The organism is Paraburkholderia lycopersici (genome assembly GCF_900096975.1).
Taxonomy (GTDB): domain Bacteria; phylum Pseudomonadota; class Gammaproteobacteria; order Burkholderiales; family Burkholderiaceae; genus Paraburkholderia; species Paraburkholderia lycopersici.
Window position 1 is genome coordinate 93320 of sequence record NZ_FMYQ01000024.1, and the last position, 14579, is coordinate 107898.

General features: G+C 65.0%; 13 protein-coding genes. 9 read left to right on the forward strand and 4 right to left on the reverse strand.

All coding sequences use genetic code 11. From position 1 onward, the window contains the following. The first annotated feature begins 13 nt into the window (after positions 1 to 13). The 5 genes from BLU17_RS23235 to BLU17_RS23255 all read left to right on the forward strand — a co-directional run bounded on the left by BLU17_RS23235 (position 14) and on the right by BLU17_RS23255 (position 6183). Entirely contained in the window at positions 14 to 712 is a 699-nt protein-coding gene (locus tag BLU17_RS23235) for a trimeric intracellular cation channel family protein (RefSeq protein ID WP_092001989.1), read from the forward strand. Between the two features lie 41 nt (positions 713 to 753). After that, positions 754 to 1236 (forward strand): hypothetical protein, encoded by a 483-nt coding sequence (locus tag BLU17_RS23240; RefSeq protein ID WP_092001908.1) that lies wholly within the window; start codon positions 754 to 756, stop codon positions 1234 to 1236. Between the two features lie 132 nt (positions 1237 to 1368). Continuing rightward, the gene (locus BLU17_RS23245) at positions 1369 to 2472 is read left to right on the forward strand and encodes a porin (protein ID WP_245746986.1); all 1104 of its coding nucleotides are present in this window, start codon (positions 1369 to 1371) and stop codon (positions 2470 to 2472) included. A gap of 54 nt (positions 2473 to 2526) precedes the next feature. Further along, entirely contained in the window at positions 2527 to 5028 is a 2502-nt protein-coding gene (locus BLU17_RS23250) for a glucose/quinate/shikimate family membrane-bound PQQ-dependent dehydrogenase (protein WP_092001911.1), read from the forward strand. 126 nt (positions 5029 to 5154) lie between these two features. Next, entirely contained in the window at positions 5155 to 6183 is a 1029-nt protein-coding gene (locus BLU17_RS23255; RefSeq protein WP_092001993.1) for a porin, read from the forward strand. A gap of 323 nt (positions 6184 to 6506) precedes the next feature. Here BLU17_RS23255 and BLU17_RS23260 read toward each other — a convergent pair whose 3' ends face one another. Both BLU17_RS23260 and BLU17_RS23265 read right to left on the reverse strand, forming a co-directional pair. After that, complete coding sequence (locus BLU17_RS23260; RefSeq protein WP_143189324.1) at positions 6507 to 6821, reverse strand: hypothetical protein; 315 nt, start codon at positions 6819 to 6821, stop codon at positions 6507 to 6509. Between the two features lie 534 nt (positions 6822 to 7355). Then, positions 7356 to 8105 carry an IclR family transcriptional regulator gene (locus tag BLU17_RS23265; protein ID WP_092001917.1) on the reverse strand — a complete coding sequence of 250 codons (750 nt, stop codon included), beginning with the start codon at positions 8103 to 8105 and terminating at the stop codon, positions 7356 to 7358. A 261-nt stretch (positions 8106 to 8366) separates the two neighbouring features. Here BLU17_RS23265 and BLU17_RS23270 point away from each other — a divergent pair, with 261 nt between their 5' ends. Genes BLU17_RS23270 through BLU17_RS23280 form a run of 3 tightly spaced genes read left to right on the forward strand, consistent with a single transcriptional unit; the run spans position 8367 to position 11143 of the window. Next, complete coding sequence (locus BLU17_RS23270; protein ID WP_092001920.1) at positions 8367 to 9647, forward strand: MFS transporter; 1281 nt, start codon at positions 8367 to 8369, stop codon at positions 9645 to 9647. Next, the gene (locus tag BLU17_RS23275; protein WP_092001923.1) at positions 9644 to 10603 is read left to right on the forward strand and encodes an amidohydrolase family protein; all 960 of its coding nucleotides are present in this window, start codon (positions 9644 to 9646) and stop codon (positions 10601 to 10603) included. The genes BLU17_RS23270 and BLU17_RS23275 overlap by 4 nt, the downstream gene beginning before the upstream one ends. A 21-nt stretch (positions 10604 to 10624) precedes the next feature. Further along, positions 10625 to 11143 (forward strand): cupin domain-containing protein, encoded by a 519-nt coding sequence (locus BLU17_RS23280; RefSeq protein WP_092001925.1) that lies wholly within the window; start codon positions 10625 to 10627, stop codon positions 11141 to 11143. 17 nt (positions 11144 to 11160) lie between these two features. On the opposite strand, the gene BLU17_RS23285 is transcribed toward BLU17_RS23280, so the two are convergent. Together BLU17_RS23285 and BLU17_RS23290 are read right to left on the reverse strand one after the other, a co-directional pair. After that, positions 11161 to 11982, reverse strand: a complete 822-nt coding sequence (locus tag BLU17_RS23285) for a GntR family transcriptional regulator (protein WP_176929176.1) — start codon at positions 11980 to 11982, stop codon at positions 11161 to 11163. 152 nt (positions 11983 to 12134) lie between these two features. After that, complete coding sequence (locus BLU17_RS23290; protein WP_092001931.1) at positions 12135 to 13379, reverse strand: alpha-hydroxy acid oxidase; 1245 nt, start codon at positions 13377 to 13379, stop codon at positions 12135 to 12137. A 235-nt stretch (positions 13380 to 13614) separates the two neighbouring features. Between BLU17_RS23290 and BLU17_RS23295 the strand changes: the two genes are divergently transcribed. Beyond that, positions 13615 to 14553 (forward strand): SMP-30/gluconolactonase/LRE family protein, encoded by a 939-nt coding sequence (locus BLU17_RS23295; RefSeq protein WP_092001934.1) that lies wholly within the window; start codon positions 13615 to 13617, stop codon positions 14551 to 14553. The last annotated feature ends 26 nt before the right edge of the window (positions 14554 to 14579 follow it).

Sequence of the window (14579 nt, forward strand, 5' to 3'; positions counted from 1 at the left end):
CGTTGGCGCGCATATCAACGCGCATGCGGCGTATACGATTCTCGATCTGATCGGCACGTTCGCGTTTGCGATCTCGGGAGCCGTGGCCGCGAGGCAGCGACGGCTCGATCTTTTCGGCATCGTCGTCGTGAGTTTCATGGTGGCGTGCGGCGGCGGCATCATCCGCGATCTGTGCATCGGCGCGGTGCCGCCCGCGGGGCTCGCGAACTGGGCCTATCTCGCGGTTTCGGTGCTGGCCGCCGGGCTCACCATCGCCGCGTATCCGCAGGTGCGGCGGCTGCGCCATCCCGTGCTGCTGTTCGATGCGATCGGGCTCGGGCTCTTTGCCGTCGCGGGCGCGCAGAAGGCGCTCGCGTATAGTCAGAGCGCGGAGCCGGCCATCATTCTCGGCATCGTGAGCGCGGTGGGCGGTGGCGTGATGCGCGACGTGCTGCTTTCGCGCGTGCCGGCCATTCTCGATCGCGAGATCTACGCTTCGGCTGCGTTGCTCGGCGCTTCGGTCCAGGTGGGCCTCACGTATGTCGGCTGGTCTGCGTTCTGGACGCCGTGGGTGGCCGTGATGTCGTGCGTGGCGCTGCGTCTTGCCTCGCTCTATTACGGCTGGCGTCTGCCGGTTTTCCACGCCGCGCGGACGCAGACGCAGCCAGCGGCGCAAAACGGCGGCGACGCGAAACGCGCTCGACAGGCGGATTCGCGGCAGGATGCGCGATAGCCTCGGCACGCCGTGTGCCGGCAGTTGCCACGCACTCTTCGATGCGCCGCGCCGATCTTCGGGCCGAAGCGCTATGGACATTCGACAGCGTCACATCCTCACTCGCCTGGATTGCCGCCGCGCCGGCCTGCGGCTCGCCGGCGCGGAATCGCGCGACTGAGGTCTTGCACGCGCGCCGTACTGCCGAAGCTGCCGCTTTTTTCCCTTTTTACCTGCACTGTGCGTATGGTGCGCGGTTCGCCATGCGGCCACCGCGCCATCACGGGGCGCCGCGTTGGCGCAAAGGCCTCGCGCCGGCAGGCGCGCGACGCTTCGCAGTGCGTTCCATAGTGAACTTCGCGCCGAGTCTCGCCCTGCTGCCCCGCGCGATGCATCGCACATGGCGCGACGCGGCACGCAATGTGCGCATCGTCGAGCTGGCCGTCACCCGTCGGGTCAAATGCCATCTTTGCGTGCTGCATGATCGCCGAGCGCCGACCAGCCAGAAAGCGGTATTCTGCACGACGCGCTATTCTTTTTTTTAGTACGCGATGCGTCCGGCGCAGGTCATGCGGCCCGATGCGCGCGGCCGGGCGCGGTGGCTTCTCTGCGCGTCATTGCACGTTATTCGCCCGGCACGGGCCGGACCAAGAAAGAAGACTCCACAGGGAGTTGACGTGAAAACGACGCTTGGCGCAGTGCTGCTGCTTGCCGCCAGTCCGGCCGCGAGCGCACAAACGAGTATCACGCTGTACGGCCGCATGGATGGCGGCATCGAATACCTCAACCACATCGCGAACGGCAACGGCGGCAGCTCGAGCCGCTGGAGCGCCGAAGGCGGCGACTGGGGCACCAGCATGCTGGGCTTCAAGGGCACCGAGGACCTCGGCGGCGGCACCGCCGCGATCTTCAACCTCGAAACCGCATTGCAGATCATGAACGGCACCACGGGTGGCGGCCGGCTCTTTTCGCGCCGCGCCTACGTGGGCCTGAAGAGCGAGACGTGGGGGCAACTGCAAGCCGGCCGTAATCTCTTCATCGACAGCGACGGCGTGTGGGCGTTCGACCCGTTCGTTCAGCAGGCGGTGTCGTCGGCCTCGCTCGTGCGCGGCCGCAACTGGCAGCAAACGAGCAACAACGTCGAATATCACAGCCCCGTGTGGAATGGCTTCGACGTGCAGGGACAATATGCGTTCGGCAATCAGCCGGGTGCCTTCAACAGTGGCGCAGAGGGCGAGTTCGGCCGTTCGGACGGCATCATGCTCTCCTGCCATTCACCGCTTTTCGACGTGCGCGGCATCTACGACGAACTGCGCGATTCGAGCGGGCGCTTCTCCAACATCTTCACGGCTTCGCGCGAATACTTCGTGGGCGGCAACCTGCGCGTGCGGAAGTTCAAGATCCAGGCCGCGTACACGCATTACTCCGCGCCCGATTCTCCCCCCGGCATTTCCGATACCGCCGATCACTACTGGCTCGGCGCGACTTATCAAGCCACGCCGAGGTGGGCCGTGACGGCCGCGGGCTTCTATATTCATGTGGGCGAGGGCGGCGGCGACGTCGCGCACGACCCCGCGAGCCACGCCACGCTCTACGCGCTCGGCACGACCTGTAACCCGAGTGCGCGCACGTTTCTCTACGGCACGGTCGCGTATGTGGACAACAGCGGGAACGGCACGTTTTCGGTATTCGCCACGCCGCGCGACGCGAGCGCGCCGACCAGCCCCATGTCCGGGGAATCGCAGACGGGCGCCTACGTGGGCATGATGCATCTGTTCTGAGTCAACGTTTTTGCCGCTTTTCGCATACGGCATTCTTCGAGGAAGGTTGAGATCATGGCCAGACTATCGAAACCGCTGGGCGTCATCGGCGTCATCTCCATGCTGTTCACGCTGCTCACCGCGATCTATCTGCTGGTCGGCGGTGCGTGGCTGGTCTCGCTCGGCGGCTCGCCGTATTACGTCGTGACCGGCGTCGTGCTGCTCATCTTCGCCTGGCTGCTCTGGCGCGCGAGCCCCACCGCATTCGTGCTCTATGCGATCGTGCTGATCGGCACGGCGATATGGGGGCTCTGGGAATCGGGTCCCGACTTCTGGGCGCTCGTGCCGCGCTCGGGCGTGCTCGTGGTGTTCGGCGTGTGGCTGCTGGTGCTCATGAGCTGGCGTCTCGAGCGCCCGCGCCAGTTCGGGGTGGTTTCGCTCGTGGTCGGGCTTCTCGTCTGGGGCGCCGTGCTCGTCTATGCGCATTTCAACGATCCGCAGCAGGTCAACGGCTCGCTGGCGGCCGTGAGGGCCACGCCCGCGCCGAACCCGGAAGGCATCCAGCCTTCCGAGTGGCCCGCCTATGGCCGCGATCAACAGGGCACGCGCTATTCGCCGCTGCAGCAGATCACGCCCGATAACGCGCACAACCTCCAGGTCGCCTGGACCTTCCGCACGGGCGACGTGAAAGGGCCCAACGATCCGGTCGAGATCACCAACGAAGTTACGCCGATCAAGATCGGCGACCTGCTTTACCTGTGCTCGCCGCACCAGATCCTGTTCGCGCTCGACGCGCAGACAGGCGAGCTCAAATGGAAGTTCGATCCGAAGCTTCAGCCCGATCCGTCGTTCCAGCACGTCACTTGCCGGGGCGTGTCGTTCATCGATCTTTCGGCGAGCGCGGCGCCCGCGAGCGATGCGGCGGCAACGACAGCCGCGGCGGCCGCTTCGGCGCTCGAGGCTGCCGCGCCTGCAAGCGAAGCCGCATCCGACACGCAAGCCGCTGCGCCCGCCAGCGAAACCATGGCCGCCGCCGCGCCCGCCGCCAACGGCGCGTGCTCGCGACGCATCCTGCTGCCGGTGAACGACGGCCATCTCTACGCGCTCGACGCGCTAACGGGCGAGCGCTGCGCGGGCTTCGGCAATAACGGCGATCTCGATCTGCAACATGCCATGCCGGTGACGACGCCGGGCATGTACGAACCCACGTCGCCGCCCATCGTCACGAGCAACGTGATCGTCGTGGCGGGCGCGGTCGAGGACAACTTCTCGAACCGCGAGCCCTCGGGCGTGATACGCGGCTTCGACGTGCGAACCGGCAAGCTGCTGTGGGCGTTCGATCCGGGCGCGGCCGAGCCGAACAGGATGCCCGGCCCGGGCGAGCACTTCTCCTGGAACTCGCCGAACTCGTGGGCCCCGGCCGCCTACGATCCGAAGCTCGACATCGTCTATCTGCCGATGGGCGTGAGGACGCCGGATATCTGGGGCGGCGACCGCACGCCCGATATGGAGCGCTACGCCAGCGGCCTGCTCGCGCTGCATGCTTCGACGGGCAAGCTCGCGTGGTTCTACCAGACGGCGCATCACGACCTCTGGGACATGGACATGCCCTCGCAGCCCACGCTCGCAGACATCGCCGACAAGGACGGCAAGACCGTTCCCGTGGTATATGCGCCCGCGAAAACCGGCAACCTGTTCGTGCTCGACCGCCGCACGGGCGCGCTTGTCGTGCCCGCGCCCGAAATGCCGGTGCCGCAGGGCGCCGCGCCCGGCGACCGCGTCTCGCCCACGCAGCCGTTTTCGCAGCTCACGTTCCGGCCGTCGAAGAACCTCACGGACGCCGATATGTGGGGCGCCACGATGTACGACCAGCTCGTGTGCCGCGTGATGTTCCACAAGCTGCGCTATGAAGGCACGTTCACGCCGCCTTCGCTGCAGGGCACGCTCGTGTTCCCGGGCAATCTCGGCATGTTCGAGTGGGGCGGGCTCGCCATCGACACCGACCGGCAGATCGCCGTGGCGAACCCGATCGCGCTGCCCTTCGTCTCGCGGCTGATTCCGCGCGGGGCGGGCAACCCGCAGGAGCCGCAGCCGGGGGCGAAGGGCAGCGGCACGGAGGCGGGCATCCAGCCGCAATACGGCGTGCCTTTCGGCGTGACGCTCAACCCGTTCATGTCGCCGCTCGGCCTGCCATGCAAGCAGCCCGCGTGGGGCTACATCTCGGCGATCGATCTCAAGACCAACCAGATCGTCTGGAAAAAGCGCATCGGCACCACGCGCGACAGCTCGCCGATTCCGCTGGCCTTCAGGATGGGCATGCCGATGCTGGGCGGCCCGATGGTGACGGCGGGCGGCGTGATCTTCATCGGCGCGACCGCAGACAACTACCTGCGCGCGTTCGACGTGAACGACGGCAGGCGGCTCTGGCAGGCGCGTCTGCCCGCCGGCGGCCAGGCCACGCCGATGACGTACGCGGTCAACGGCCGCCAGTTCGTCGTGATCGCGGCGGGCGGGCACGGCTCGTTCGGCACGAAGCTCGGTGACTACGTGATTGCCTACGCGCTGCCGAAGCAGTGACGGCACGCCGCGCCGGGCGCTTGCGGTTTCGCGATTCTTCCGGTGGCGGCAGGCGCGCGCATGGCGCCTGCCGCTTTTCATGCAGCCTGCACCGCCGCGTTCGCGCGCTTCATTCGCTATTCCTGTATGAACCGAACATTGCGCGCGGCGCGCGCCTGGGCGATCGTGTCGATCGTCATGTCGCACACGACGAGCGCACACGCGCAAAGTTCAGTCACGCTGTATGGGGCGCTCGATACGAGCATCGAAATCACCAATCCGGGCGCGGGATGGGTCGCGCGCATGGACTCGGGCGCGTATCGCGGCTCGCGCTTCGGAATGCGCGGCGTCGAAGACCTCGGCGATGGCATCAAGCTGCTGTTCGAGCTCGAAAACGGCTTTGGCTCCGCCGACGGTACCCTGGCCGTGGCCGGCACGGTCTTCAACCGCCAGGCATGGATAGGCGTGGGCACGCCGTGGGGCGCGGTGCGCGTGGGGCGGCAATATTCGCCGATCTACATTCCGTTCAAGGGCCAGCTCGACGCGTTCGGTGCGGGGACCATCGCGTCGGGCCTCGACAATCTTTCGAAGATCACGCCGTACGAAAGCAATGCGATCACCTATCTCTCGCCCGAAATCTACGGCTTTTCGACCACGCTGATGGCCTCGCTGCGCGACCCGTCCACGGACGGCAACGGGCTCTCCGGCACGGTCGAAACCTTCGCGTGGCGGCGCGGGCCGTTTCGCATCTCGTATGCGCATCAACAGCAGAACGGCGACGGCGCCTTGCGCGCGAACCTTGGCGGCGTCTCGTACGTATTCGGTGCGCTCACGGGTTTTCTCGCGTATTTCAACGGCGACGGCGGCACGCCGCGCTATCACAACGACGGCATTTCGGTGTCGGCGCGCTATGCGGTGACGTCGCGCTTTCGCGCGTCGCTCGGCTATACGTGGCTGCGCGACCGCTCGGGCGGCGACGACGACGCGGACCAGTTCAGCGCGGCCTGCGAGTACGATCTGTCGAAGCGCGTGTTGCTCTACGCGAGCGCGGGATGGCTGCGCAATCACGGCCAGGCGGCGTTCACGCTGCGCGGTGTGAACGTCACGGGCCTGCCGCCTTCGTGGCCTGGCGCGCCGGTGCGCGGCGTTCAGATTGGCGTGATCGATCGATTCTAACCGGCCGGATAGTGTCGACTCCCGCCGCATACCCCTGGAATCGGCAAGCGATTGCGGTTACCTGCTTGCCGACGGCAACGAAAGTAGCGGTAGAGGGGGGGCAGCGCGCGGTCGATCTGCCGAACGCGTCGAGCAACGCGTCGAAACCATCGTCGGCTATGTGGACAGTTCACACCCGGCGCCCGCGCGGGCGATCGCGCTAGTCGAAGGCCACGCAGAGGCGCTCGATCGGTACGGCGATCAGAATGCAGGTCGAAAAGGCGAGTCCAAAGGTGAAGGCCACGGAAGCGGTCGCGCCGCACCACGCAATGAAGCCGCGTGCGTCACGCTTTTCCTTCGAGGCGTAGGCAATTTTTCGCCAGGCGCGGCCTGCCGCGAAAGTGATGACGATCGCGACCCCCGAGCGCGCAGACTGAAGCGATGCCCAGAATGCGATGCGTGTCGCGCCATGTCGGGGCATCTTGCGCCACGACGTCGGCGCAGGCCGTCGAAACGAGCGTGACGCCGAGCGCGAGGTGCAGCAGCCAGATCAGCGGTACGGCGCAAAGGCCGAGCCAGACGGCCATGCGCTGGGCGCGGGTTGGCTCGGGGCGCAGATCGGTGCGGGCTGGTCGCCCGGACGAACGGGCGGAGGTCATTGGGCTCTCCTGTGAGACGTCACGATGTGGGAGCCGCAGGAGGTGTGCCCGGGTCGGGTTTCTTTTGTTAACACCAATCGACGCGCTTTTACCTCGCTTCCCGGATCATGGCTGCGGATGCGGGCGCGGCGGCCATCCGCGTTGCATGAACAGCGGCGCGTAGAGCGCCACATTGTCGAGGCTCTACGCGAAGAGGACGGGCACAAGGCAAGACACGCGGCGGATCATTCCCTCCGCTCGAATGCGCGGGTAGGCGTCGGCGTTTTCGACATCTGTCGCGCTACACGATCTGTAATTGGCCACCAACCGATTTACGCCAAGCGCAAGCGGGACAAGGCCCATGAGCCTTGACACCGAGATCGGCAAGGCGAGGCCGGCTGTCGCGAATGCGGGCCTGTGGCCCGGCGTACGGGCAGGCCAACATGCCATAGTCGTCTACGCTCGATGCGAGGAAAGCCAGCAAGACGGATGTCACTGTGCCGAAGCCGGCAGAAGGCGCGCCCAACGCTGTCATGGTCATGCGCCTCTGCGGTTCTACGCCTGCGCGGCCCCCACCTCGACACCGAGCATTTCACGCACGGCACTGCGCATCAAATCGACCACCTCCTGCACGCGTGAACCGAGCCGGTCGGTCGGGCCGGAAATCAGCAGTGCGTAGTGCCGGCCTGGCAGCGGGAGTGCCATGGCGATCCCCATGAGGCCCGGCGAGTATTCCTCGATACCGAGAAACCATCCTTGCTCGACGGACCGCTCGATTTCCGCCTCGACTTCGTCCGGCGTCATGAGGGTCTTGGCCGTGTAGTGGATATATTCCGCTCTCCTGAGAAATGCGAGCCGTTCGGCGCGAGGACGCTGCGAGAGCAGTGCGCGTCCCGCTGCCGTGGCATGCAGCGGGACGCAGTTGCCGACCTGCGTCGTGAAGCGAACGGGATAAGGCGACTCGCGCACGCCGACGAACATGGCCTGCCCGGCATTCGGCGCCGCCAGAGCAGCGGTTTCGGCCGTCGCGTTAGCGAGGTGTTCGAGCAAGCCTTCCATTTCGAGCGGCGGGGTGTCGCCGATGCGGATGGCGTCAAGCAGTTCCGTCCAGCGCGGCGATGGGTACACGCCCGCCTTCGGACGTGGCTCATAGAGATAGCCAAGCGACTTCAGCGTGGAGAGCAGATTGAACGTACTGGAACGTGGCCACTTCAACGTTTCGGAGATTTCCGCGAGCGCTGCGGGGCGCTTGATCTGGGCGAAAAACTCCAGCAGTTCGAGTACCTGGGCGGCTTGCCTGACCATCGATGGTTCACTCTTTCAATTGAATTGGGGAGGTTGTACGCAGTTTACCGTCGCCGCTTTTCGATAACTGCATCGACATTTTCGTTGAGGACCTTAATTTCCGGGCGTGCCAAAACGCTTAGGGGTTCATACCTGGGGACAATTTGTTCTTGTGTGTGAATAATAACTCCGCCGGTAGCCGTGTTCAAGTGCGCTGCCACGCGCGTCAGAGAGCCGCGCCTCAGTGGTGGCGCTTTGTGCCGGACCTTCACGGAGAGCGAAATGAAGCTGGCGAAAACGCAGGAATTGCCGCAGTCGAGTTCATGGTGGACCCCGGCCTGGATCGCGCGCCTCGACCCGCGGGGCAAGAAGGCGTTCGCGGCCTCTTTCGGAGGATGGGCTATCGACGCGTTCGATTTCATGATCTTCAGCTTCGTGATTTCGGCGCTTGCGCGCGGCCTCGCCATCGACAGGGGGAAGATCGGGCTGGTCGGCACGGCGACCTTGCTCGCATCGGCGGTAGGTGGATGGATTGCGGGGATGCTCGCCGACCGGTTTGGGCGCGTGCGAATGCTGCAGGCGACCATTCTCTGGTTTTCTATGTGTACGATCCTGATCGGCTTCGTGCAGAACTTCGAGCAGCTTCTTGCGCTCCGCATCCTTCAGGGCCTGGGCTTCGGCGGCGAATGGGCGATCGGCGCGGTCCTGATCGCGGAAACCGTCCGCTCGGAAGATCGCGGCAAGGCCGTGGGTTTCGTGCAAAGCGGCTGGTCGCTTGGCTGGGGTGCGGCGGCGATCGCCTACAGCGTGGCGTTTTCCCTTCTGCCAGAGCAGCTAGCCTGGCGCTCGCTGTTCTGGGCCGGCGTGTTTCCCGCGCTGATCGTGCTCTTCGTGCGGCGCAACGTCGAAGAGCCCGACATCTTTCTTCACGCGCGCGCGAAGCAAAGAATGTCCGGCGAAAAGTCGAACCTGCTGGCGATTTTCTCGCCGCCGCTCGCCATGACGACCCTCAAGGCCTCGGCGCTCTGCACAGCGCTTACGGGCGGCTATTACGCAATGTCGACCTGGCTCCCCACGTTTCTCAAGGTCGAACGCCATCTCTCCGTCCTCAACACCGGCGGCTACCTGATGGTGCTGATCGTCGGTTCGTTTTGCGGATTCATCGCGGGCGCGTATCTGGCGGATCTGTGGGGCAGGCGGCGGACCTTTATCGCCTTTTCGCTGGCGGCGGCGGTGTGCCTGTATGTGTATCTGAAACTGCCGCTGACCGATGCGCAGATGCTTGTCCTGGGCTTCCCGCTCGGTGTGACATCGTGCGGCGTCTTCTCCGGCATGGGCGCCTATCTGAGTGAGCTGTATCCCTCGCACGTGCGGGCTTCGGGCCAAAGCTTCTGCTACAACTTTGGCCGCGGCATCGGTGCGTTATTCCCTGCGCTGGTCGGCTTTCTCAGCGAATCGTCGTCACTCGGCAGCGCGATCGCGATCTTCGCGGGCTTCGCCTATGCCATTTCGGTGGTGATGGCGGTCATGCTGCCGGAGACAAAAGGGCGGCCGTTGCAATGAATCAGCGCACAGGCTGCGATATGGCGGATATCGGTTTTCCCATGCCGCCCGGCGCGTGCGACTGTCATACGCACGTGTTCCCGAACGATGCGCGTTTTCCATTTTCGCCAGCCAGAAAATATACGCCGCCGTTTGCGGGTGTCGAAGAGCTCTGCGCACTGCTCGAACGCCAGGGGCTCGAACGCGTGGTGATCGTGCAGCCGAGCGTGTACGGGGCAGACAACTCGGCGACCTTGCATGCGGTCGAGGCGATGGGGCGGCGGCGGGCACGAGCAGTCGCGGTGATAGACGGCGACGCGTCGAGCGCGCAACTCGACGCGCTTCACGCTGCGGGCGTGCGCGGTGTGCGTGTGAATCTGGAGATGCTGGGCGAAAGCGACCCCGGGCGGTGCGGCGCGTTATTGCGACATACCGCGCGGCAGATTGCGGGCCGCGGCTGGCATATGCAGATCTATAGCCGGCTCGAGGTTGTCGCCGCTTTGAGCAGCGCGATCGCCGCGCTCGATGTACCCGTCGTGCTCGATCACTTCGCGCGAGCGCGCGCTGGCGAAGGGTTGGCGCAGCCCGGCCTCGAAGCCATTTTCCGGCTGATGAGCGAGGGGCGCCTCTACGTGAAGCTGTCTGCGCCATACCTGTGTATGCAAAGCGACGCGGATCGCACCGGCCTTGGCGCGATTGCCCGCGCGTTCATTGCGGCCAACGCGGATCGCGTCGTCTGGGCAAGCAACTGGCCACACCCCGACGCCTCGCATCATGGCAAGCCGGACCTCACGCGCATCAACCCGCCCTGCGCGGTGAACGACGGCGAACTCTTGAGCCTGCTGGGCGAGTGGGCGCCCGACCCTGCACTACGGCAGCGCATCCTCGTCGACAATCCGGCGAGGCTCTATGACTTCGACGACGACCTTGCCTGCGCCAATGGCGTCGGCAACTGCGGCACATCGGCCGCCGAGTGAATCTCATTCAGGAGCCAGGACATGCAAACCTTCGAATCCGCCCCGTCTTCTTCCACCATCGTCCGCAGCACAGCCGAATGGCTCAGCGCGATGGCCGAGCTGGAAAAGCGCACGAAGCCGACTTGCTTCCATGCCTGCGCCCAGTTGCCGGAGCAGGGCCGCACGAACATCGTGCTGGGCGCGACGCGCACGCTCAGCGTGGTCCTGAAGACGTACGCGAGCGGCGGCGAGAACGAGTTGCACGCGCACACGAACGAAGATCACTTGTTCTACATCCTGCAAGGAAGCGCGACCTTCCGAGGGCCCAACGGGGAAGTGCGGGTCGTGTCGAAGAATGAGGGTATTTTGTTGCCGCGCGGCTCGTTCTATTCGTTCTGTGCGGACGAACGCGAGCCGCTCGTCATGCTGCGTGTCGGAGCCGTGGCGGATGCGTCGACCGACCCGCTCGCGCGCGTCGGTATCGACAATCTGCCGCTTGATGGCTTTTCCGAAGCGAACAAAGAGGTACCGCTGATCCTTGGCGACCGCTGGTTCGCCTGAGTCGTTCGGGCTACACGTCAGCGTGTTCGGCGCAACGTCATGGAAAACGTGAAGCTGTCGGCGGGATAGTGGGCGATCGACACTTCGGCGGTCTTGCCCGAGGCGATCCGGAACGTGCGGATCACTTCGACCGACGTTTCGCCCGGCTCGGTGCGCAGCGTGGCCGCCGCCTGCGCGGGCATTGGCGAAGTGCGAAGCGTCTGCTCCACCTCGACGATGCGCTCACCATAAAGCGTTTCGATCAGCTCGAAGATCGGCCCCTTGTTGTGGGCGAGCAGGCGCGCGACACCGGCATAGTCTTCATGAACGAACACTTCCATCCAGCAGGCGGCTGTTTTGTCATCGGCGGGAAAGCGAAAGCCTTCGATACGCAGCCACTTTTCGCCCACGTTCGCGCCAAGCTGCTGCGCGAGCGCGGCGTTCGCCGTCACCACCTCGACGGAATCGATCTGGAACTGCAGCGCGGACACGAACGAGAACAGGTCGTTGATCGAATCGATCTCGTGAACGTAGGCACCGCTGCCAGCGGCGGGGCGCACGACGGTGGTCGGGGCGCCCTGGCGCGACGCGATCAGGCCGTCATCGCGCAGCCGTCGCAGCGCTTCGCGAATCGTATGGCGGCTGACCGAAAAGCGATCGGCGAGCAGATCCTCGGAAGGCAACTGCGTGCCGACCGGATGAACGCCTTTGAGAATTTCCTCTTTCAGGGTGGAGACGACCTGAACATAGAGCGGCTCCGAACGCGCCCTGGCGCCGCCCGCGCGTTTTTCCGGGGTGCGTGCTCCCGTTGCGCGTTCGCTCTTTGCTCTGGCGGCCGATGATGCTGTGCGCTGACCCAACGATTTCCTCCTTGCCGAAAAGGCGCTGTGGAACTTTACCACGAGGGGCGCGTCGTTCCGGCCGGTTCGCCAAAGTGGTCGCGCTGGCGTGTTCGAGCGCACGGCCGGTGCGTTTCGGCGCGCGTCGCTCCGGCATCGGCTTGTGTCTCGCGTTAGCTCGTGACCACCGCGCGAGCCTCGGTGCGGTTCGTTTGCGGCGCTGGCGCAGGAGCAGTCGAGGCGGCTTCGACTGGCTTCGCGGTCGGTGTGTTACCGCGCGCCGACTCCAGCCAGGCTTCATTCAGCTCGCTCACGCGCGGGCAACCCAGTTGGCCGCAGACGAGATCGAGTTCCTGCCGAAGGATCGAGAGCGCACGCAGCGCGCCCTCGGTGCCACCCGCACTCACGCCATAGGCCGGCGCGCGCCCGACAAGCGTGAACTGCGCGCCGAGGCACAGCGCGGTTGCGATGTCCGCGCCGCGGCGAATGCCGCTGTCGAGCATGACCGTGACGCGATCGCCTACCGCCGCCACGACCTCGGGCAGCACGTCGACGGGCGCGATCGAACGGTCGAGCTGGCGGCCGCCATGGTTCGACACGATGATGCCGTCGACGCCTGCGGCGACTGCTTTCAGCGCATCGTCGGGATGCATGATGCCCTTGAGCACGAGCGTCCCGCTCCATTCGCTGCGGATCCGCTCGATCGTCTGCCACGACTGCGCGGTCGGCACCTGCTCCGCGTAAAAGCTCGTGAGCGCACGCGCGTTCGTGCCGGGCGGCGCGTAGCGGCGGTAGTTCTCCATATACGGCAGCCCGCTTGTCAGGTATTCGATCACCCACGCGGGATGCCGCGCGGCCTCCAGCATGACCGGCAGCGTGGGCTTGTACGGCCTCACCCAGCCGCTGCGGATGTTGCGCTCACGCTTGGAATGCAACGGTACGTCGACGGTGACCACCAGCGTCATCAGCCCGGCGTCGGCCACGCGCCTGAAAAGATCGCTCGCCATCGCTTCGTCGCGGCATGGGTAGTGTTGATACCAGGATTTGGGCGCCACGCGAGCAATTTCCTCGATGGACGCGGTGCTCGCGCCCGAGATCACGAACGGTACATCGGCCTGCGCGGCCGCCTGCGCGAGCATCAGGTCCGCGTCGGGCCGCACCATCGCAATCATGCCGGTGGGCGCGATACCGAAAGGAGAAGCGTAGGTCTGCCCGAACAGGTTCACCGACTGATCGCGGCGGGAAATGTCCACGAGATAGCGCGGAATGAATTTGTGCCTCGCGAAGGCGGCAGCGTTCGAGTCGAGGCAAGCCTCGTCTTCGGCTCCCCCTTCGAGGTAGTCGAAGATTACCTTGGGAAGACGCGCTTTCGCGAGCTTGCGAAGGTCGTCGATGCTCAAAGCCTTGTGAACTTTCATGGTTTGCCTCAGGAAGAATCGCATCGGATGCGGTCGTTTTGATCTCGCCGAAGTCCGGCGACCTGTACGTATAAGAACTGAGTGTTTGGTGAGTGAATTCTGTCACGCTCGTAATTAAGCCGCAATAAAAAGAACATTTAGGTGTTTATCCCAATGCGATTGGATGCATCGATAGAACTAACATGTACGTACAGCTTTTCAATCGATCATCAACTTTCCTTTCTGAGGACATCTCATGTTCGCACCGCCTCCTGCCGTTCAAGCCGAAGAGTTCGTACGGATACCTTCCGAATTTCACGTTAAGGGCCGTCGCTCGACGTGGGTGGACGTGCAGCTTCACGGCGCGGACGCGCCGGCATTCCTCGAAGGGCCGTCGTTCGATCGCGAGGGCAATCTCTGGGTCGTCGATATTCCCTGGGGGCGCCTGTTCAAGATCACGCCCGACGCGCGCGTGAGCTGCGAACTGGAATACGACGGCGAGCCGAACGGCCTGAAGTTTCATCGCGACGGGCGGGCCTTTATCGCCGACTGCAAGAACGGCCTCATGGTGTTCGATCCCGCCACGGGAAAGATCGAGCCGTTCCTCGAACGCGCGCTCGTGCAGCGATTCAAGGGGCTCAACGATCTCGTGTTCGCGTCGAACGGCGACGTCTATTTCACTGACCAGGGCCAAACGGGCTTGCACGACGCAACCGGCAAGCTGTATCGACTCGATCGCAACGGGCGCCTCGACTGCCTGCTGGGCAACGTGCCGAGCCCGAACGGGCTGGTGCTGAACGAGAAGACGAATACGGTGTTTCTCGCCGTGACGCGCGACAACGCAATCTGGCGCGTGCCGCTTGTGCGTGACGGCCTGGTGACGAAGGTCGGCGTCTACGTGCAGATGTCGGGCGGCGGCGGCCCGGACGGCGTTGCGCTTGCCGCCGACGGGTCGCTGGCCGTTTGCCACGTCGGCCTTGGCGCGGTCTGGATCTTCGGCCCGACCGGCGAGCCCGTCCTGCGCATCAATTCCGCGCACGGCAACATGACAACCAATTGCGCGTTCGGCGGACCGCAGAACAAGCGCCTGTTCATTACACAGGGCTGCTCGATTCTGGTGGCGGATACGCCGGTCGCCGGCGCCCGGATGTACTCGCACGCCGAGGAAGACGCGGCTCACGCGCCGGGACACTAACCGCTCGCCGCCAGCGCCGCAAACCA